The 20,364-nt window shown below is 58.6% G+C and carries 19 protein-coding genes; 15 read left to right on the forward strand and 4 right to left on the reverse strand.

The window, feature by feature from the left end:
* The first annotated feature begins 75 nt into the window (after positions 1-75).
* The 3 genes from ACOI7Z_RS14015 (at position 76) to livJ (ending at position 4,093) form a co-directional block, all read left to right on the forward strand.
* On the forward strand, positions 76-1,341 hold the full coding sequence (locus tag ACOI7Z_RS14015; RefSeq protein ID WP_023291230.1) for a 4-aminobutyrate--2-oxoglutarate transaminase: 1,266 nt from the start codon (positions 76-78) through the stop codon (positions 1,339-1,341).
* 146 nt (positions 1,342-1,487) lie between these two features.
* Positions 1,488-2,732 carry an aromatic amino acid transport family protein gene (locus tag ACOI7Z_RS14020; protein WP_087848944.1) on the forward strand — a complete coding sequence of 415 codons (1,245 nt, stop codon included), beginning with the start codon at positions 1,488-1,490 and terminating at the stop codon, positions 2,730-2,732.
* 257 nt (positions 2,733-2,989) lie between these two features.
* Entirely contained in the window at positions 2,990-4,093 is a 1,104-nt protein-coding gene (livJ, locus tag ACOI7Z_RS14025) for a branched chain amino acid ABC transporter substrate-binding protein LivJ (protein WP_002920812.1), read from the forward strand.
* Positions 4,094-4,487: 394 nt separating this feature from the next.
* On the opposite strand, the gene panM is transcribed toward livJ, so the two are convergent.
* A complete protein-coding gene (gene panM / locus ACOI7Z_RS14030; RefSeq protein ID WP_023291228.1) occupies positions 4,488-4,871 on the reverse strand; it encodes an aspartate 1-decarboxylase autocleavage activator PanM in 384 nt (127 codons plus the stop codon).
* Between the two features lie 423 nt (positions 4,872-5,294).
* Between panM and livK the strand changes: the two genes are divergently transcribed.
* From livK to ugpQ, 10 genes are all read left to right on the forward strand, one after another.
* Complete coding sequence (livK, locus tag ACOI7Z_RS14035; RefSeq protein ID WP_087848945.1) at positions 5,295-6,404, forward strand: high-affinity branched-chain amino acid ABC transporter substrate-binding protein LivK; 1,110 nt, start codon at positions 5,295-5,297, stop codon at positions 6,402-6,404.
* Positions 6,405-6,465: 61 nt separating this feature from the next.
* Complete coding sequence (gene livH / locus ACOI7Z_RS14040) at positions 6,466-7,392, forward strand: high-affinity branched-chain amino acid ABC transporter permease LivH (RefSeq protein WP_002920807.1); 927 nt, start codon at positions 6,466-6,468, stop codon at positions 7,390-7,392.
* Positions 7,389-8,666: a branched chain amino acid ABC transporter permease LivM gene (livM, locus tag ACOI7Z_RS14045; RefSeq protein WP_004202111.1), complete on the forward strand. Its 1,278-nt coding sequence runs from the start codon at positions 7,389-7,391 to the stop codon at positions 8,664-8,666. The genes livH and livM overlap by 4 nt, the downstream gene beginning before the upstream one ends.
* Positions 8,663-9,430, forward strand: a complete 768-nt coding sequence (gene livG, locus ACOI7Z_RS14050) for a high-affinity branched-chain amino acid ABC transporter ATP-binding protein LivG (protein ID WP_023291227.1) — start codon at positions 8,663-8,665, stop codon at positions 9,428-9,430. Before livM ends, livG begins: the two co-directional genes overlap by 4 nt.
* Position 9,431: 1 nt before the next feature.
* Positions 9,432-10,145: a high-affinity branched-chain amino acid ABC transporter ATP-binding protein LivF gene (gene livF, locus ACOI7Z_RS14055; RefSeq protein ID WP_004145133.1), complete on the forward strand. Its 714-nt coding sequence runs from the start codon at positions 9,432-9,434 to the stop codon at positions 10,143-10,145.
* Between the two features lie 271 nt (positions 10,146-10,416).
* Positions 10,417-11,733 (forward strand): sn-glycerol-3-phosphate ABC transporter substrate-binding protein UgpB, encoded by a 1,317-nt coding sequence (ugpB, locus tag ACOI7Z_RS14060; RefSeq protein ID WP_032454248.1) that lies wholly within the window; start codon positions 10,417-10,419, stop codon positions 11,731-11,733.
* A gap of 106 nt (positions 11,734-11,839) precedes the next feature.
* Complete coding sequence (gene ugpA / locus ACOI7Z_RS14065; RefSeq protein WP_032454247.1) at positions 11,840-12,727, forward strand: sn-glycerol-3-phosphate ABC transporter permease UgpA; 888 nt, start codon at positions 11,840-11,842, stop codon at positions 12,725-12,727.
* Positions 12,724-13,569 (forward strand): sn-glycerol-3-phosphate ABC transporter permease UgpE, encoded by an 846-nt coding sequence (gene ugpE / locus ACOI7Z_RS14070; RefSeq protein WP_008806976.1) that lies wholly within the window; start codon positions 12,724-12,726, stop codon positions 13,567-13,569. The genes ugpA and ugpE overlap by 4 nt, the downstream gene beginning before the upstream one ends.
* A 1-nt stretch (position 13,570) precedes the next feature.
* Positions 13,571-14,641 (forward strand): sn-glycerol-3-phosphate import ATP-binding protein UgpC, encoded by a 1,071-nt coding sequence (locus ACOI7Z_RS14075; RefSeq protein WP_087848947.1) that lies wholly within the window; start codon positions 13,571-13,573, stop codon positions 14,639-14,641.
* Positions 14,638-15,378 carry a glycerophosphodiester phosphodiesterase gene (gene ugpQ, locus ACOI7Z_RS14080; protein WP_087848948.1) on the forward strand — a complete coding sequence of 247 codons (741 nt, stop codon included), beginning with the start codon at positions 14,638-14,640 and terminating at the stop codon, positions 15,376-15,378. Before ACOI7Z_RS14075 ends, ugpQ begins: the two co-directional genes overlap by 4 nt.
* A gap of 24 nt (positions 15,379-15,402) precedes the next feature.
* Here ugpQ and ACOI7Z_RS14085 read toward each other — a convergent pair whose 3' ends face one another.
* Positions 15,403-15,723: a DUF2756 family protein gene (locus tag ACOI7Z_RS14085; RefSeq protein WP_087848949.1), complete on the reverse strand. Its 321-nt coding sequence runs from the start codon at positions 15,721-15,723 to the stop codon at positions 15,403-15,405.
* A gap of 123 nt (positions 15,724-15,846) precedes the next feature.
* On the opposite strand from ACOI7Z_RS14085, the gene ggt reads away from it, so the two are divergent.
* On the forward strand, positions 15,847-17,589 hold the full coding sequence (ggt, locus tag ACOI7Z_RS14090; RefSeq protein ID WP_087848950.1) for a gamma-glutamyltransferase: 1,743 nt from the start codon (positions 15,847-15,849) through the stop codon (positions 17,587-17,589).
* 89 nt (positions 17,590-17,678) lie between these two features.
* Here the strand turns inward: ggt and yhhY are convergent, their stop codons facing one another.
* A complete protein-coding gene (yhhY, locus tag ACOI7Z_RS14095; protein ID WP_072096665.1) occupies positions 17,679-18,155 on the reverse strand; it encodes an N-acetyltransferase in 477 nt (158 codons plus the stop codon).
* A gap of 239 nt (positions 18,156-18,394) precedes the next feature.
* Complete coding sequence (locus ACOI7Z_RS14100) at positions 18,395-19,036, reverse strand: bactofilin family protein (protein WP_137916302.1); 642 nt, start codon at positions 19,034-19,036, stop codon at positions 18,395-18,397.
* A gap of 264 nt (positions 19,037-19,300) precedes the next feature.
* On the opposite strand from ACOI7Z_RS14100, the gene ACOI7Z_RS14105 reads away from it, so the two are divergent.
* The gene (locus tag ACOI7Z_RS14105) at positions 19,301-20,338 is read left to right on the forward strand and encodes an oxidoreductase (protein ID WP_065883153.1); all 1,038 of its coding nucleotides are present in this window, start codon (positions 19,301-19,303) and stop codon (positions 20,336-20,338) included.
* Positions 20,339-20,364: the final 26 nt, after the last annotated feature.

A 20,364-nucleotide genomic window follows, 5' to 3' on the forward strand; every position in this document is an offset into this window, starting at 1 on the left:
CAACTCCTGTGTAAATAAACGACATCGTTTCTAATTTGTTGCGATAACGTGACATACACGACAGGAGATTCGCAGGTGAAAAGCTCAGAACTGAATCAACGTCGCCAGCAGGCGACGCCGCGCGGCGTAGGCGTAATGTGTAACTACTTTGTCGAGAAGGCGGAGAACGCCACGCTGTGGGATATCGAAGGCAATGAGGTGATCGATTTCGCCGCCGGTATCGCCGTGTTAAATACCGGTCACCGTCATCCGAAGGTGGTTGCCGCGGTCGCTGACCAGCTGCAGGCGTTCACCCACACCGCCTATCAGATTGTGCCGTACGAAAGCTATGTCACGCTGGCGGAACGTATTAACGATCTGGCGCCGATTGACGGGCCGGCAAAAACGGCCTTCTTCACCACCGGCGCGGAAGCGGTCGAGAACGCGGTGAAAATTGCCCGCGCTTACACCGGCCGTCCGGGGCTGATTACTTTCGGCGGCGGCTTCCACGGCCGTACCTTTATGACCATGGCGCTCACCGGTAAGGTCGCGCCCTACAAAATCGGCTTCGGCCCCTTCCCGGGCTCGGTGTATCACGGTGTCTACCCGAATGCGGCGCACGGCGTCTCCACCGCGGATGCGCTGAAAAGCCTGGAGCGCATTTTCAAAGCGGATATTGCGCCGGATCAGGTCGCGGCCATCATCCTCGAGCCGATCCAGGGAGAAGGCGGCTTTAACGTCGCGCCAGCCGATTTCATGCAGGCGTTGCGCGATCTGTGCGATACCCACGGCATTCTGCTGATCGCCGATGAAGTGCAGACCGGTTTCGCCCGTACCGGCAAGCTGTTCGCCATGCAGCACTATGATGTGAAACCGGATCTGATGACGATGGCGAAAAGCCTCGCCGGCGGTTTCCCGCTGTCGGGCGTCGTTGGTCGCGCCGAGGTGATGGATGCCCCAGCGCCAGGCGGCCTGGGCGGAACCTATGCCGGTAACCCGCTGGCGGTAGCCGCGGCGCACGCGGTGCTGGATGTGATTGCTGAAGAGCAGCTGTGCCAGCGCGCTGAACAGCTGGGTAGCCATCTGCAGGAAGTGCTCAACCAGGCGCGCGCCACCTGTCCGGCGATTGTCGATGTCCGCGGTCGGGGGTCGATGGTGGCGGTGGAGTTTAACGATCCGCAAACTGGCGAGCCGTCGCCGGAGTTCACCCGCCAGGTGCAACAGAAAGCGCAGGAGAACGGCCTGCTGCTGCTGAGCTGCGGCGTCTACGGCAACGTGATCCGCTTCCTCTATCCGTTGACGATTCCGGACGCCCAGTTCTCGAAAGCGCTGGATATTCTGGCGCGCGTACTGAAGAGCTAACGTCTCCCGGTGGGCTGCGGCGGCAGGGAAGCCGAACAGAAACAGGAAGCCGCAGCCGGCTGTTCATGCTCAGCGTGAGTGGTTTATCACCCTGATATCACCTTTTTTCCGGCGGAGAAAACCGCCGGAGTAAAACGGAAAGTATTATGTCTGAAAACTCCACCTTTTCTCCCGCCCTCACCGGCCGGGAACGTACGGCTGTCCCTGCAAAATCTCTGAGCTTCGTCGAAGGGGTATCGATGATTGTCGGTACCAATATCGGCGCGGGTGTCCTCTCCATCGCCTATGCGTCAAGCAAAGCAGGCTTCTTACCGCTGCTGTTCTGGCTGGTGCTGGTGGGCAGCCTGACCACGGTGACCATGCTCTATGTCGCGGAATCTACGCTCCGCACGCGTAAACATCTGCAGCTCAGCGGATTATCAAAGCGCTACGTCGGCGGCTTTGGCGCGCTGATGATGTTCCTCTCCGTCTGCGTCAACAGCGTCGGCGCATTGACGGCTTATATGACCGGCAGCGGCAAGCTGCTCTACTCCCTGTTTGGCATTTCGCCGGCGCTGGGCAGCGTGCTGTTTTTCGTCCCGGCGGCAGGGGTGCTGTATCTGGGGCTGAAGGCGATCGGCCGCGGCGAGAAATTTATCAGCATCGGTATGGTGGTGATGATCTCGGTGCTGGTGATTGCCACGCTGCTGAAAGAGACCACCCGCGTGGGCTATCTGCTCGACGGCAACTGGCTGTATATGGTTCCGGTCTTCAACGTCGTGGCGTTCTGCTTCTCGGCACAGTATATCGTCCCGGAAATGGCGCGAGGCTTCGCCGACAAACCGGAAAAATTGCCTAAAGCCATTATGGTCGGTATGGCGCTGACCTTTACCCTGCTGGCGCTGGTGCCGCTGTCGGTGATCTCGCTTAATGGCCTGGACAATATTTCGGATGTGGCCACCATCTCCTGGGGCAGGGCGCTTGGCGAATGGGCCTTCTTCTCCGCCAACCTGTTTGCGCTGTGCGCGATGTTGACCTCCTACTGGGGACTGGGCGGCAGCTTCCTGCCCAATATCTTCGATCAGTTCCGCCTGGGGAATGATGAACAGCCCGCCCGCCGCTTGATGGTGCTGCTGGTGGTGGCGATCCCGCCGTTCGTGCTGGCCTACAGCGGTATGGTCTCTTTCGTCAACGCGCTCTATTTTGCCGGGGTGTTCAGCGGCGTTATTTTATCGATTATGCCGATCCTGATGCTCAAGGGCGCCCGCCAGCGTGGCGACCTGACGCCGGGCTGGACCTGTCCGGCCTGGATGACCCATCCGCTTATCCAATGCTTCATTGTGTTGTTGTATCTTTGCAGCGCCGTCTACGCGGTAGCGTCCGCGGTAGGCTACCTGCCCGCTGGCTGGTAATCAGGGCCTGTTTTGCACCGCGTCCGGTTCATGCTGGCGCGGTTTTTTTATTTGTCACTTATCTGTTACATAGCCCGCAATTTAGTCGTTTCAAATTCCTCAGAATGACGGTATGTTTAGCATAGTGTGCTGCAAAAGCGCGAGCAGCCCCCGGTTGGTTAGCTATCATATGCTTTTCCTATCGATATAAACAAAATAATGCGCTAACAAACAACATCACAACAAATGCAAAAACCATAATAATGGGGAGCCTCAGGATGAATATGAAGGGTAAAGCGTTACTGGCAGGATGTATTGCCTTAGTTATGAGCAGCGCGGCGCTGGCGGAAGATATCAAAATCGCGGTAGTCGGGGCGATGTCCGGCCCGGTGGCCCAGTACGGCGATCAGGAGTTTACTGGCGCCGAGCAGGCGGTAGCGGATATCAACGCGAAGGGCGGCATTAAGGGCAATAAGCTGCAGATCGTAAAATATGATGACGCTTGCGACCCGAAACAGGCGGTAGCGGTCGCCAACAAAGTGGTCAACGACGGGATCAAATACGTTATCGGCCACCTGTGCTCCTCTTCCACTCAGCCGGCGTCTGACATCTATGAAGACGAAGGCATTCTGATGATCACCCCCGCAGCGACCGCGCCGGAACTGACCGCGCGCGGCTATAAGCTGATCCTGCGCACCACCGGTCTGGACTCCGACCAGGGACCAACCGCGGCGAAATACATTCTCGACAAAGTGAAGCCGCAGCGTATCGCAGTCGTGCATGACAAACAGCAGTACGGCGAAGGTTTGGCCCGTGCGGTGCAGGATGGCCTGAAAAAAGGCGGGGCGAACGTGGTCTTCTTCGACGGGATCACCGCCGGTGAGAAAGATTTCTCCACTCTGGTGGCGCGCCTGAAGAAAGAGAATATCGACTTCGTCTACTACGGCGGTTACCACCCGGAAATGGGCCAGATCCTGCGTCAGGCCCGCGCTGCCGGTCTGAAAACCCAGTTTATGGGCCCGGAAGGCGTAGCGAACGTCTCCCTGTCTAACATCGCCGGCGAGTCGGCGGAAGGCCTGCTGGTGACCAAGCCGAAGAACTACGACCAGGTGCCGGCGAACAAACCGATCGTGGATGCGATCAAGGCGAAGAAACAGGATCCGAGCGGCGCCTTCGTCTGGACCACCTACGCGGCGCTGCAGTCGCTGCAGGCGGGCCTGAATCAGTCTGACGATCCGGCGGAAATCGCTAAATACCTGAAAGGGGCGACGGTAGACACCGTGATGGGCCCGCTGTCGTGGGATCAGAAAGGCGACCTGAAAGGCTTCGAGTTCGGTGTCTTTACCTGGCATGCTAACGGTACGGCGACTGACGCCAAATAATTTAACCGGCGCCTTTCACGCTGCAAATGCGTTGTCTGCGCCCCTCAACCCCGGTCACTTACTGATGTAAGCTCCCGGGGATGTCGGGTCTTGACGCCTTTTTGCAACGCGAAATGCTGGGTTAAATGGGTGGGGCGCCTTTCACGCTGCTAATGCGTTGTCTGCCCCCCTCAACCCCGGTCACTTACTGATGTAAGCTCCCGGGGATGTCGGGTCTTGACGCCTTTTTGCAATGCGAAATGCTGGGTTAAATGGGTGGGGCGCCTTTCACGCTGCAAATGCGTTGTCTGCGCCCCTCAACCCCGGTCACTTACTGATGTAAGCCAGGTAGCCCGGCTAAGCGAAGCGCCGCCGGGTTCTTCCTTGGCCATGCTCCGCTTATTGGGGCTACGGCTTAATGCTTTTCCCAACCGGTCTGCTGGGCGCTAAAGCCGAGCGCCTGCATAAAGGCCGCCATCACGCCGCGGTCTTCCACCCCGCGGTCGGCGACGCGCCAGCTATTGATCGCCGGGTTATCACGCAATGTCTCTTCCACTAAATATTGCCCGACGCCGCGGCGGCGGGTCACTTCACGCACGCACAGATCGCTGAGCTCACCTTCGACGCCGCGCAGGGTAACGCGCACAGCGCCCAACAGGCGCTCGTTAAAGCGAGCGGCATAGAGACGATGGTTTTCATCCAGGGTCAGCGTCGACAGATCCTGCGACGGCCAGATTTTCCCCAGATCAATGCGATCCTGATCGCTGAAGTGCTGTAAACGGATAATAGTCAGTTTCATGGGCGGCAAGTCCAGTGCAAAACAGAGGCGCCAGTGTACCCAAAATTGCTGTCTGGCGGAGCGCTGTTTTTTGCGCAGACATCAGGGGATTCGTTTTCCTGGCGTTGTTGGGGTAGCGCAATCCGTCATGGATCGAAAAATAAGCAGGATTTTAACCTAATGTGCAGCGTTTTATTCCGCCTTATGTATCGTTATTTTATGCTGCCGCATGGACTTTTTTTTGTTTATCTTCAGCAAAATACAGAATATTATCTTTGCTTAATCGACTGAAAAATAGAGATTTTAATCTGTTTTTTAGTGAAAAGCTGCGCTAAACCATTAAACTCAATGGTAAAAATGGCGTTGTTTAATAAAAGCACAGAATGCTTTTTAACCATAAAAATACAAAACATTTACACCACATCACGAACGGGGTTCTGCAGCATGAGAAGGAACGCGAAAACCATCGTCGCGGGCATTGTCGCATTAGCGATGTCGCACGCGGCGATGGCCAAGGATATTAAGGTCGCCGTGGTCGGCGCGATGTCGGGTCCGGTGGCCCAGTGGGGCGACATGGAGTTCAACGGCGCGCGTCAGGCGATTAAAGACATCAACGCCAGCGGCGGTATTAAGGGCGACAAGCTGGTGGCCGTCGAATATGACGACGCCTGCGATCCGAAGCAAGCGGTCGCGGTGGCCAACAAAATCGTCAACGACGGTATTCAGTACGTTATCGGCCACCTGTGCTCCTCTTCCACCCAGCCGGCTTCCGATATCTATGAGGATGAAGGCATCCTGATGATCTCCCCGGGAGCGACCAACCCGGAGCTGACCCAGCGCGGCTATCAGTACATCATGCGTACCGCCGGCCTCGACTCCTCGCAGGGGCCGACCGCGGCGAAATATATCGTCGAGAACGTCAAACCGCAGCGTATCGCCATCATTCATGACAAGCAGCAGTACGGCGAAGGGCTGGCGCGTTCGGTGCAGGACAACCTGAAAAAAGCCGGGGCCAACATCGTCTTCTTTGACGGCATCACCGCGGGCGAGAAAGATTTCTCCGCGCTGCTGGCGCGCCTGAAGAAAGAGAACATCGACTTCGTCTACTACGGCGGTTACTACCCGGAAATGGGCCAGATGCTGCGCCAGGCGCGCTCCGTGGGGCTGAAAACCGTGTTTATGGGGCCGGAAGGGGTCGGCAACGCCTCGCTGTCCAATATCGCGGGCGCCGCGGCGGAAGGGATGCTGGTGACGATGCCAAAACGCTACGATCAGGACCCTGCCAACAGCGCCATCGTCAACGCGCTGAAAGCGGAGAAGAAAGATCCGAGCGGGCCGTATGTCTGGATCACTTACGCCGCGGTTCAGTCGCTGGCGCAGGCGATGGACAGAACCGGCAGCCAGCAGCCGCTGGATTTAATCAAAGATTTGAAAGCGCACGGGGCGAAAACCGTGATTGGGCCGCTGACCTGGGATGAAAAAGGCGATCTGAAGGGATTTGAGTTTGGTGTCTTCCAGTGGCACGCCGACGGCTCTTCGAGCGCGGCGAAATAAGCGCTGAAGATGAGTTATCCCTCCGCCCGCGAGCCGCGGGCGGTTTGAAAAAGGTTACCTTATGTCCGAGCAGTTTCTCTATTTTCTGCAGCAGATGTTTAACGGCGTTACGCTGGGCAGTACCTACGCGCTGATCGCCATCGGCTATACGATGGTGTACGGCATTATCGGCATGATCAACTTCGCCCATGGCGAGGTCTACATGATTGGCAGCTATGTCTCCTTCATGATCATCGCCGCGCTGATGATGATGGGTATCGACACCAGCTGGCTGCTGGTCGCCGCCGGCTTCGTGGGCGCCATTGTGATTGCCAGCGCCTACGGCTGGAGCATTGAGCGCGTGGCCTATCGGCCGGTGCGTAATTCCAAGCGTCTGATTGCGCTGATCTCCGCTATCGGGATGTCTATCTTCCTGCAGAACTACGTCAGCCTGACCCAGGGGTCCCGCGACGTGGCGCTGCCGAGCCTGTTTAACGGCCAGTGGGTCGTCGGCCACAGCGACAGCTTCTCCGCGACGATCACCACCATGCAGCTGGTGATCTGGGTGGTGACCTTTATCGCCATGCTGGCCCTGACGCTGTTCATTCGCTACTCGCGGATGGGGCGCGCCTGCCGCGCCTGTGCCGAAGACCTGAAAATGGCGAGCCTGCTCGGCATTAACACCGATCGCGTCATTGCCCTGACCTTTGTCATCGGCGCAGCGATGGCGGCGGTGGCGGGCGTGCTGCTGGGTCAGTTCTACGGCGTGATTAACCCCTACATCGGCTTTATGGCCGGGATGAAGGCCTTCACCGCCGCCGTGCTCGGCGGTATCGGCAGTATCCCCGGCGCGATGATCGGCGGCCTGATCCTGGGTATTGCCGAGGCGCTCTCTTCTGCCTATCTCAGCACCGAATATAAGGATGTGGTTTCCTTTGCGCTGCTGATTCTGGTGCTGTTAGTGATGCCGACCGGCATTCTGGGCCGCCCGGAGGTGGAAAAAGTATGAAACCGATGCAAATTGCAATGGCGCTGCTCTCTGCTGCGATGTTCTTCATTCTGGCGGGCGTCTTTATGGGCGTGCAGCTGGAGCTGAACGGCACCAAACTGGTGGTGGATACCGCCGCCGATATTCGCTGGCAGTGGATCTTCATCGGCACCGCGGTGGTCTTTTTCTTCCAGCTGCTGCGGCCGCTGTTCCAGAAAGCGGTTAAGAACGTCTCCGGGCCGAAGTTTATTATGCCGGCGATTGACGGCTCGACGGTGAAGCAGAAGTTGTTCCTGATAGCCCTGCTGGTGATTGCCGTGGCCTGGCCGTTTATGGTGTCGCGCGGTACGGTGGATATCGCCACCCTGACGATGATCTATATCATTCTCGGCCTTGGGCTGAACGTGGTGGTCGGCCTTTCCGGCCTGCTGGTCCTGGGCTACGGCGGGTTCTACGCCATCGGCGCGTATACCTTCGCGCTGCTGAACCACTATTACGGTCTCGGCTTCTGGACCTGTCTGCCGCTGGCCGGCCTGGTCTCCGCGGCGGCTGGCTTCCTGCTTGGCTTCCCGGTGCTGCGTCTGCGCGGCGACTACCTGGCGATCGTGACCTTAGGCTTCGGCGAGATCGTGCGTATTCTGCTGCTCAACAATACCGAAATCACCGGCGGGCCAAACGGCATCAGCCAGATCCCGAAACCGACCTTCTTTGGCCTCGAATTCAGCCGCAGCGCCCGCGAAGGCGGCTGGGATACCTTCAGCAACTTCTTCGGCGTCAAATACGATCCCTCCGACCGGGTCATTTTCCTCTATCTGGTGGCGCTGCTGCTGGTGGTGCTGAGCCTGTTCGTTATCAACCGCCTGCTGCGGATGCCGCTGGGGCGGGCGTGGGAAGCGCTGCGTGAAGATGAGATCGCCTGTCGTTCGCTGGGCCTGAGCCCGACGCGCATCAAGCTGACCGCCTTTACCATCAGCGCCGCGTTTGCCGGCTTCGCCGGGACGCTGTTCGCCGCGCGCCAGGGCTTCGTCAGCCCGGAATCCTTTACCTTCGCCGAGTCCGCCTTTGTACTGGCGATCGTCGTGCTGGGCGGGATGGGCTCGCAGTTTGCGGTGATCCTGGCGGCTATTCTGCTGGTGGTGTCGCGTGAGCTGATGCGTGATTTTAACGAATACAGCATGTTAATGCTCGGCGGCCTGATGGTGCTGATGATGATCTGGCGTCCGCAGGGGCTTCTGCCAATGACGCGCGTGCAGTTGAAGCTGAAAAACGGTCAGGCGAAAGGAGAGCAGGCATGAGTCAGCCATTATTATCCGTCAGCGGCCTGATGATGCGTTTCGGCGGTCTGCTGGCCGTCAACAATGTGTCGCTGGAGCTCAAAGAGCGCGAGATCGTCTCGCTGATCGGCCCCAACGGCGCCGGGAAGACCACCGTCTTTAACTGCCTGACCGGTTTTTACAAGCCCACCGGCGGCACCATTCTGCTGCGCGACCAGCATCTGGAAGGGCTGCCGGGCCAGCAGATTGCCCGGATGGGCGTGGTGCGGACCTTCCAGCACGTGCGCCTGTTCCGCGAAATGACGGTGATTGAAAACCTGCTGGTGGCGCAACATCAGCAGCTGAAAACCGGGCTCTTCTCCGGCCTGCTGAAAACGCCGGCCTTCCGTCGGGCGCAGAGCGAAGCGCTGGACCGCGCGGCCACCTGGCTTGAGCGTATCGGCCTGCTGGAGCACGCTAACCGGCAGGCCAGCAACCTGGCCTATGGCGACCAGCGCCGGCTGGAGATTGCCCGCTGCATGGTGACCCAGCCGGAAATTCTGATGCTCGATGAACCGGCGGCGGGGCTGAACCCGAAAGAGACCAAAGAGCTGGACGAGCTTATCGCCGAGCTGCGTAACCATCACAACACCACCATCCTGCTTATCGAACACGATATGAAGCTGGTGATGGGCATTTCCGATCGCATCTACGTCGTGAACCAGGGGACACCGCTGGCCAACGGGACGCCGGAAGAGATTCGTAATAACCCGGACGTGATCCGCGCATACCTTGGTGAGGCATAAGATGGAAAACGCGATGTTAACTTTTGACAACGTCAGCGCCCACTACGGCAAGATTCAGGCGCTGCACAACGTCAGCCTGCATATCAAACAGGGCGAGATCGTCACGCTTATCGGCGCCAACGGCGCGGGGAAAACCACCCTGCTCGGCACGCTGTGCGGCGATCCGCGCGCCTCCAGCGGGCGTATTGTCTTTGACGGTAAGGATATTACCGACTGGCAGACGGCGAAGATCATGCGCGAGGCGGTGGCGATCGTCCCGGAAGGGCGGCGCGTCTTTTCGCGAATGACGGTGGAAGAGAACCTGGCGATGGGCGGTTTTTTTGCCGACCGCGATCAGTTCCAGACCCGCATCAAATGGGTGTATGAGCTGTTTCCGCGTCTGCACGAGCGCCGTATCCAGCGCGCCGGCACCATGTCCGGCGGCGAACAGCAGATGCTGGCCATCGGCCGCGCCCTGATGAGCCAGCCGCGTCTGCTGCTGCTGGATGAACCGTCGCTGGGGCTGGCGCCGATCATCATTCAGCAGATCTTCGATACCATCGAGCAGCTGCGCGAGCAGGGGATGACTATCTTCCTGGTTGAGCAGAACGCCAACCAGGCGCTGAAGCTGGCCGATCGCGGCTACGTGCTGGAGAACGGCCACGTGGTGCTGGAGGATACCGGCGACGCGCTGCTGGCCAACGAGGCGGTGCGCAGCGCCTATCTCGGCGGTTAATTCATCGCAACCCGGCGTCATTCACTTCGCCGGTTTGTAGCCCGGGCGAGGCGCTTGCGCCGACCCCGGGAGCCGATCGCACAACTATTATCCGTGTCTCAGCTCCCACTTTACTTCCCCCGTCCTTTCATCGGCTTGTCATCTCTCTGACCCGTTACTATCTTTTTTTTGTAATAAAAAAGTTATTTTTCTGTAATTCGAACATGTCATGTTACCCCGCGAGCATAAAACGCGTGAAATCGCGCATCCGGCACAACAAGAGAGATAACCGATGATATCGTTACGACATACAGCTTTAGGACTGGCGCTGAGCCTGGCTTTTGCCGGTCAGGCCCTGGCGGTTACCACCATCCCGTTCTGGCACTCAATGGAAGGCGAACTGGGTAAAGAAGTGGATTCTCTGGCGCAACGCTTTAACGCGGCCAATCCTGATTACAAAATCGTTCCGGTATACAAGGGCAACTATGAACAGAGCCTGAGCGCCGGTATCGCCGCCTTCCGTACCGGCAACGCGCCGGCGATCCTGCAGGTGTATGAAGTGGGTACCGCCACCATGATGGCGTCAAAAGCCATTAAGCCGGTCTACCAGGTGTTCAGCGAGGCGGGCATCACGTTTGATGAATCGCAGTTTGTGCCGACGGTCGCCGGGTATTACACCGATTCGAAAACCGGCCATCTGCTCTCCCAGCCGTTTAACAGCTCCACGCCGGTGCTGTACTACAACAAAGACGCCTTCAAAAAAGCCGGCTTAGATCCGGAGCAGCCGCCGAAGACCTGGCAGGATCTGGCGGCCTACACCGCGAAGCTGAAAGCCGCCGGAATGAAGTGCGGCTACGCCAGCGGCTGGCAGGGCTGGATCCAGATTGAGAACTTCAGCGCCTGGCACGGTCTGCCGGTGGCGACGAAAAACAATGGCTTTGACGGCACCGACGCGGTTCTTGAGTTCAACAAGCCGGAGCAGGTGAAGCATATCGCGCTGCTCGAAGAGATGAACAAGAAGGGCGATTTCAGCTACTTCGGGCGTAAAGACGAGTCCACCGAAAAGTTCTATAACGGCGACTGCGCCATTACCACTGCCTCGTCCGGCTCGCTGGCCGATATCCGCCAGTACGCCAAATTTAACTACGGCGTCGGCATGATGCCTTACGATGCCGACGTGAAAGGCGCGCCGCAGAACGCCATCATCGGCGGGGCCAGCCTGTGGGTGATGCAGGGTAAAGACAAAGAGACCTACACCGGCGTGGCGAAGTTCCTCGACTTCCTGACCAAACCGGAAAATGCCGCCGAATGGCACCAGAAAACCGGCTATCTGCCGATCACCACCGCGGCCTACGATCTGACCCGCCAGCAGGGTTTCTATGATAAGAACCCGGGCGCCGATATCGCCACGCGCCAGATGCTGAACAAGCCGCCGTTGCCGTTCACCAAAGGTCTGCGTCTGGGCAACATGCCGCAAATCCGCACCATCGTCGATGAAGAGCTGGAGAGCGTGTGGACCGGCAAGAAAACCCCGCAACAGGCGCTGGATTCCGCCGTTCAGCGTGGGAACCAGCTGCTGCGCCGCTTCGAACAAGCGACCAAATCGTAATCTGTAACTTGCCCGGTGGCGCTGCGCTTACCGGGCCTACGATGTGCCTTATGTAGGCCGGGTAGGGCGTAGCCGCCACCCGGCATTGTTCAGGAACCCAATCTCAATGTCATCATCCCGTCCGGTATTCCGCTCGCGCTGGCTGCCCTATGTCCTGGTCGCGCCGCAGCTGATTATCACGCTGATTTTCTTTATCTGGCCCGCGGGCGAAGCGCTGTGGTATTCGCTACAGAGCGTCGATCCGTTTGGCCTGTCCAGCCAGTTTGTCGGCCTGGATAACTTCGTGGCGCTGTTCCATGACCCGTACTATCTGGATTCGTTCTGGACCACTATCAAATTCAGCGCCCTGGTGACCGTCAGCGGCCTGCTTATTTCGCTCTTTTTCGCTGCGCTGGTCGACTACGTGGTGCGCGGCAGCCGCTTCTATCAGACTCTGATGCTGCTGCCGTATGCCGTGGCCCCCGCGGTGGCGGCGGTGCTGTGGATCTTCCTCTTTAACCCCGGGCGCGGGCTGATCACCCATTTCCTCGGCGAGCTGGGCTACGACTGGAACCACGCGCAGAACAGCGGCCAGGCGATGTTCCTGGTGGTCTTCGCCTCGGTATGGAAGCAGATAAGCTACAACTTCCTGTTTTTCTTCGCCGCGCTGCAGTCGATCCCGCGTTCGCTGGTTGAGGCTGCCGCTATCGACGGCGCCGGGCCAATCCGCCGCTTCTTCAGGCTGGCGCTGCCGCTGATTGCGCCGGTGAGTTTCTTCCTGCTGGTGGTCAACCTGGTTTACGCCTTCTTCGACACCTTCCCGGTGATCGATGCCGCCACCGCCGGCGGCCCGGTGCAGGCGACCACCACCCTGATTTACAAAATCTATCGCGAAGGTTTCGCCGGGCTCGATCTTTCCGCTTCCGCCGCGCAGTCGGTGGTGCTGATGTTCCTCGTCATTATCCTGACGGTGGTGCAGTTCCGTTACGTTGAAAGTAAGGTGCGTTACCAATGATTGAGAACCGTCGCGGGCTGACGATTTTCAGCCACACCATGCTGATTCTGGGCATCGCCGTCATTTTATTCCCGCTGTACGTCGCCTTCGTGGCGGCGACGCTGGATAACCAATCGGTGTTCGAAACGCCGATGACGCTGATCCCCGGCGGACATCTGCTGGAGAACATGAAGACCATCTGGGTGAACGGCGTTGGCGTCAACAGCGCGCCGTTCTGGCTGATGATGCTCAACAGCTTCATCATGGCGTTCGCCATTACGGTGGGCAAAATCGTCGTGTCGATGCTGTCGGCGTTCGCCATCGTCTGGTTCCGCTTTCCGCTGCGTAACCTGTTCTTCTGGATGATCTTTATCACGCTAATGCTGCCGGTCGAGGTGCGTATTTTCCCGACGGTGGAAGTGATCGCCAATCTCAACATGCTCGACAGCTACGCCGGGCTTACGCTGCCGCTAATGGCCTCGGCCACCGCCACCTTCCTGTTCCGCCAGTTCTTTATGACCCTGCCGGACGAGCTAATTGAAGCAGCGCGTATCGATGGCGCTTCGCCGATGCGCTTCTTTCGCGACATCGTGCTGCCGCTGTCGAAAACCAACCTCGCGGCGCTGTTCGTCATCACTTTTATCTACGGCTGGAATCAGTATCTGTGGCCGTTGCTGATTATTCAGGATGTGAATCTTGGCACCGCCGTCGCCGGCATCAAAGGCATGATCGCCACCGGCGAAGGTACTACCCAGTGGAATCAGGTGATGGCGGCGATGCTGCTGACCCTGATCCCGCCGGTTGTCATCGTTTTAGCCATGCAGCGCGCATTTGTGCGTGGCCTGGTCGATAGTGAGAAATAAAATGGCTGGTTTAAAACTACAGGCAGTAAGCAAAAGCTGGGATGGCAAAACCCAGGTGATTCAACCGTTGACGCTGGACGTGGCGGACGGGGAATTTATCGTCATGGTCGGCCCGTCGGGCTGCGGGAAATCAACGCTGCTGCGGATGGTCGCCGGACTGGAGCGGGTGACCAGCGGCGATATCTGGATCGACCGCAAGCGGGTCACCGAGATGGAGCCGAAGGATCGCGGCATCGCCATGGTGTTCCAGAACTATGCCCTTTATCCGCATATGAGCGTGGAAGAGAACATGGCGTGGGGGCTGAAGATCCGCGGCATGGGTAAGGGATTGATCGCCGAGCGGGTGCAGGAGGCGGCGCGTATTCTTGAGCTCGACGGCCTGCTCAAGCGCCGCCCGCGCGAGCTCTCCGGCGGCCAGCGCCAGCGCGTGGCGATGGGCCGCGCCATCGTGCGTGACCCGGCGGTATTCCTCTTCGACGAACCGTTGTCAAACCTCGACGCCAAGCTGCGCGTGCAGATGCGTCTTGAGCTGCAGCAGCTGCATCGCCGCCTGAAAACCACCTCGCTGTACGTTACCCATGACCAGGTGGAGGCGATGACCCTCGCCCAGCGGGTGATGGTGATGAATAAAGGCGTTGCCGAGCAGATCGGCACCCCGGTGGAAGTGTATGAGAAGCCGGCCAGCCGCTTTGTGGCGAGCTTTATCGGCAGCCCGGCCATGAACCTGCTGGAAGGGCGCATCAGCGATGACGGCGGTCGCTTTGAGCTGCCGGGCGGCATCCAGCTGCCGACGAATCATGAGCACCGGCGCCACGCCGGGCGTAAAATGACCCTCGGTATCCGCCCGGAGCATTTTATCTTAAGCTCGCAGGCGCAAGGCGGCATTCCGCTGCTGATGGACTCCCTGGAAATTTTAGGCGCCGATAACCTTGCCCACGGGCGCTGGGGCGAACAGAAGCTGGTGGTCAGACTGCCGCACCAGCAGCGCCCGGCGGCAGGCAGCACGCTATGGCTGCATCTGCCTTTGGAACATCTGCACCTCTTTGATGGTGAAACAGGACAACGCGCATGAGTAACTGGCCTTATCCCCGTATCGTCGCCCATCGCGGCGGCGGTAAACTGGCGCCGGAGAACACCCTGGCGGCTATCGACGTCGGCGCTCGCTACGGGCACACGATGATTGAATTTGACGCCAAGCTGTCAAAGGACGGGCAGATCTTTCTGCTGCATGACGATAATCTCGAACGCACCAGCAACGGCTGGGGCGTGGCGGGGGAGCTGCCATGGCACGATCTGCTGAAGGTGGATGCCGGTAGCTGGTTCAGCCGTGAATTTAAGGGCGAGCCGCTGCCACTGCTCTCCCAGGTGGCGGAGCGCTGCCGCCGTCACGGCATGATGGCGAATATCGAAATTAAACCGACCACCGGCCTTGGGCCGCAGACCGGCAACGTGGTGGCCCTGGCGGCGCGGGAGCTGTGGGCGGGAATGGCCGCGCCGCTGCTGTCGTCGTTTGAAATCGATGCCCTGGAAGCGGCGCAGGAAGCCGCCCCCGAGCTACCGCGCGGGCTGTTGCTGGATGAGTGGCGTGAGGACTGGCGGGAGTTGACCACCCGGCTGGGCTGCGTCTCCATTCACCTTAACCACAAGCTGCTGGACGCCGGGCGGGTGGCAAGCCTGAAACAGGCCGGCCTGCATATCCTGGTGTATACCGTTAACAAACCCCAGCGCGCCGCCGAGCTGCTGCGCTGGGGCGTAGACTGCATCTGCACCGATGCTATTGACGTCATCGGGCCCCATTTCCAGCCTTAATAACCGCTGCGCGGCGGCTGGCCTTTACGGGTTGGTCTGCCGCAGCATCCCTCCGTTATTGTTCGGCAGCACCTGCTGCGGCGGATTGAGATTCCCGCCCTGCGCCGCGCGCTGCTGATTGGTCTGCAGCTGGTTTTGCAAATGCTGCTGCTGGGAGCGAGTCTGATTGTTCAGATTCTGCTTCAGCATGCTCTGTTGCTGCTGTTGCTGCACCCTCATCTCATTTTGCATGCGCTGCTGGCTGGGGACCACGTAACCCGGCTGGTTGGGGTTGTTATCAATATTGATTGGCTGGGCTAAAACGCCGAGCGGCATCAGCGCCGCCAGAAATAACATCGCTTTCATGGTTTTCTCCTCCCGTGCGTGGGATCACTTAAGTGTACCTCGAATCCGCCATAACAATGATTTTTTAGGAGTTATCAACCAGGCTTAAGCGGGGAATGAAACCTACCTATCAGGAGTAAGACAATGATAAAAACAACAATCTGGCGTCAGGTGGTCATCGCTGCGTTGCTGGCGGGCGGTAGTTTTACCGTCGCCGCCAGTCCACCGCCGCCGCCGGTCTCTTATGGCGTAGAGGAGGATGTATTCCACCCGGTGCGCGCCCGGCAGGGCATGGTGGCCTCGGTGGATGCGCTGGCCACCCGCGTCGGGGTGGATATTCTGCGCCAGGGCGGCAACGCCGTCGATGCGGCGGTGGCGGTTGGCTACGCGCTGGCGGTCACTCATCCGCAGGCGGGGAATATCGGCGGCGGCGGTTTTATGATGCTGCGGACGAAAGACGGCAAGACTACGGCGATCGATTTCCGCGAAATGGCGCCAGAGCAGGCCACCCGCGACATGTTCCTCGACGACCAGGGTAACCCGGACAGTAAAAAATCGCTCACCTCGCATCTGGCCTCCGGTACGCCAGGTAGCGTGGCGGGCTTCTCTCTTGCCCTGGAAAAATACGGCACCATGCCGCTGAACAAAGTGATCCGCCCGGCAATCAAGCTGGCGGAAGAGGGCTTTATTGTTAACGATGCGCTGGCGGACGATCTGAAGACCTACGGCAGCGAAGTGATCCCGCAGCACGAAAACAGTAAAGCGATCTTCTGGAAGAACGGCGAGCCGCTGAAGAAGGGCGACCGGCTGGTACAGAAGAACCTGGGGAAAAGCCTCGAGCTGATTGCCGAGCACGGTCCGGATGCCTTCTATAAAGGCGCTATTGCCGACCAGATCGCGGACGAGATGAAAAAGCACGGCGGGCTTATCACCAAAGCCGACCTCGCTAACTATAAGGCCGTGGAGCGCACGCCGATTAGCGGCGAATATCGCGGGTATGAGATCTACTCTATGCCGCCGCCCTCCTCCGGCGGGATCCACATCGTGCAGATCCTCAATATCCTCGAAAATTTCGATCTGCAGAAATATGGCTTTGGCAGCGCCGACGCTATGCAGGTGATGGCGGAGGCGGAGAAACATGCCTATGCCGACCGCTCTGAATATCTCGGCGACCCTGACTTCGTCAAAGTGCCGTGGCAGGCGCTGACCAGCAAAGCCTACGCCAAAGCGATTGCCGCCGAGATCGACGTCAATAAGGCGAAGCCTTCCAGCCAGATCCGCCCGGGCAAGCTGGCGCCCTATGAAAGCAACCAGACCACCCACTTCTCGGTGGTCGATAAAGACGGCAATGCGGTGGCGGTGACCTATACGTTGAATACCACCTTCGGCACCGGCATTGTGGCGGGGGACTCCGGCATTCTGCTGAATAACCAGATGGATGATTTCTCGGCGAAGCCCGGCGTACCTAACGTCTATGGCCTGGTGGGCGGCGACGCCAATGCGGTGGAGCCGAAAAAACGCCCGCTGTCGTCGATGTCGCCGACCATTGTGGTGAAAGACGGCAAAACCTGGCTGGTGACCGGCAGCCCGGGCGGCAGCCGGATCATCACCACTGTGCTGCAGATGGTGGTCAATACCATCGATTTCGGGATGAACGTCGCAGAAGCCACCAACGCCCCGCGCTTCCATCATCAATGGCTGCCGGATGAGCTGCGGGTGGAGAAAGGCTTTAGCCCGGATACCCTGAAGCTGCTGGAGGCGAAAGGGCAGAAAGTGGCGCTGAAAGAGGCGATGGGCAGCACTCAGAGCATTATGGTGGGGCCGGACGGGATGCTGTATGGCGCCTCCGACCCGCGTTCGCCGGATGATTTAACGGCGGGGTATTGATATGTTGCCCGGTGGCGCTGCTGCGCTTACCGGGCCAACCACTGCACGAACGCAGGTCGGGTAAGGCGAAGCCGCCACCCGGCAACATGCTACTTCATTCTCGCCATATAATATGCATCCACATATTCACCGTTGCGCAGCGCGTAACGCTTGCCGGTGCCTTCGATCTCAAATCCGTGTTTTTTGTACACCGCAATCGCCGGCTTGTTATCGGCGAACACCGTCAGCTCAATGCGGTCAACGCGCAGCCAGTTATCGCACAGGTCGATCATCTCGCGCATCAGCGCGCTGCCGATACCGCGCCCCTGATGGCCGGCGGCAACCGCCATGCCAAAGGTCGCCACGTGGCTGCGACGAGGGCGCGGTTCGACATGGAGCGACAGATGCCCGGTAACCCGATCGTCCAGCGTCGCCACCAGATGGAAGGTATGGGGTTTAGGCTGTAGCTTCTCCTGCCAGGCTTCCATGGCGGGGTAAGGGATCTGTAGCGTGTCATGATAGACCTCCGGGTGCGCCATCAGCATACGTAAAGGTTCAGCATCGCGCGGTTCGGCATGGCGTATCACTATGTCACTCATTCCCTTATCCTCTTTTTGGTGGTTGATTCCCCTTCACCATCTCTGACGGCAGCCGGGGAGTCAATGCCGTTTTTTGCAAAAAAAGATAGACAAGTGCGAATGAGAATGATTATTATTGTCCTGCATTCAGGAAGACCCTTGCGGAAAGCCTGAAAGCACGACATTGCTCACATTGCTTCCAGTATTACTTTAGCCAGCCGGGTGCTGGCTTTTTTTTTGCTGCTACCTCAGGCGCTTTGCGTCCTGGCGGACATCACGCCGTCTTCCGCAACCAGGCCGATGAGATGACTTTTGCTTTCCGCCGCGGCCAGCACCTCGGCGCTGCCGGTGAACTGGCTGCCCTTTTTAATCGCCAGCGAGCGATAGGCGAGGGTGCCATCCAGATTGCCGTGCTCCTCAATGGTGATGCTGTCGCAGCGGCACTGGCCCTGAACCTTGCCATCAATAATCAGCTCACGGCAGCTGATGTTGCCCTCGACCTGACCTTCACGCATCACCTTAATCAGATGTTCTTTCGCCTCAATGTTGCCGGTAAGCTGGCCGTGAATATAGACATGGCCGCTGGCGACAATATTGCCGACGAAATGCACCCCGCTGGCGATGACCGTGGTCTCTTGTTTTTTGCTGGCGACCGCCTGGGGTTCTGGGTTGTTTGCCGGAGGCGTGGCCACTTCTGACGTCTGAGGTTCCGTTTTATTTTTCTTAATAAACATCGCGTTAATTTTGTTCCGTTGGCTATGGAGGAGAAAGGCGACCAGTGCGCAGGCGGCCGCCAGGCGCGCCGGCACGATCGCATCGACAGACCAGGCGATCAGCGCGAGAAGCCAGAAAAAAAGGGCGCCGTTTAAGGCGAGATACTGTTTGTCCATCCGTAGCGGCTGGCTACTCCGTTAGTCATCAGCAACGTCCTGGTTTGCCCTCCACTTATCCGCAGTTTCGCCATTGAGATCAAGATATTTAACCGAAAAATGTCGATTTAATCTGTTGTTAATCAATGAGTTATTAATAATTACGTATGGATGGTACGAGACCTATTTTTTTGACGAATCTTCACGGAAAACGGACTGAGAGGATGAAGTCATGTCCCGGCTTGCGCTATGGTTGAAGGTAGCTCATTAACTAAGGACAGCGTTATGACTCTGCACTGCGCATTTATTGGCTTCGGCAAAAGCACCACCCGCTACCATCTTCCTTACGTGTTACACCGCCAGGACCGCTGGCAGGTGGCGCACATCTATCGCCGTCGGGCGAAGCCCGAGGAGCAGGCGCCGCAGTATTCCCACATCCATTTCACCAGCGATCTCGATGAAGTATTAAACGACCCGCAGGTCAGGCTGGTGGTGGTCTGCACCCATGCCGACAGCCATTTTGACTATGCGAAAAAGGCGCTGGAGGCGGGGAAAAACGTGCTGGTGGAAAAGCCGTTCACCCCGACGCTGGAGGAAGCCAAGACCCTGTTTGCGTTGGCGAACAGCAAAGGCCTGACGGTGACGCCCTACCAGAACCGCCGCTTCGACTCCTGCTTCCTGACCACTAAAAAGGTGATTGAGAGCGGCAAACTTGGCGAACTGGTGGAGATCGAAAGCCATTTTGACAACTACCGTCCGCTGGCAGAGACCAACCCCGGCGGCCCGCAAAACGGCGAGTTCTATGGCCTTGGCGTGCATACCCTGGACCAGATTATTTCGCTGTTCGGCCGCCCGGACCATGTCGCTTACGATCTGCGCTCGCTGCGCAACAAAGCTAACCCGGATGATACCTTTGAGGCCCAGCTGTTCTACGGCGATCTGAAGGCCATCGTTAAGACCAGCCACCTGGTGCAGATCGACTACCCGAAATTCATCGTCCACGGCCATAAAGGCTCGTTTGTGAAATATGGTATCGACCAGCAGGAGACCAGCCTGAAAGCCAATATCATGCCGGGCGAGCCGGGCTTTGGCGCGGACGACAGCGTCGGCGAGCTGGTGTATGTCAACGAGGCGGGGGAGACGGTGCGCGAAGCGGTCCCGCTGGAGAGCGGCGACTATGGTCGGGTCTACGACGCGCTGTACGACACCCTCGTCAACGGCCAGCCAAATTACGTCAAGGAATCTGACGTTCTTACCAATATGGAGATCCTGCAGCGCGGCTTTGACCAGCCCTCACCGGCCACCATTACTCTGGTGAAATAAGCCCAAGCGGCTCCTCTGCGCTTGTT

It is taken from the genome of Klebsiella sp. C283 (assembly GCF_048822555.1).
Taxonomy (GTDB): domain Bacteria; phylum Pseudomonadota; class Gammaproteobacteria; order Enterobacterales; family Enterobacteriaceae; genus Klebsiella; species Klebsiella quasipneumoniae.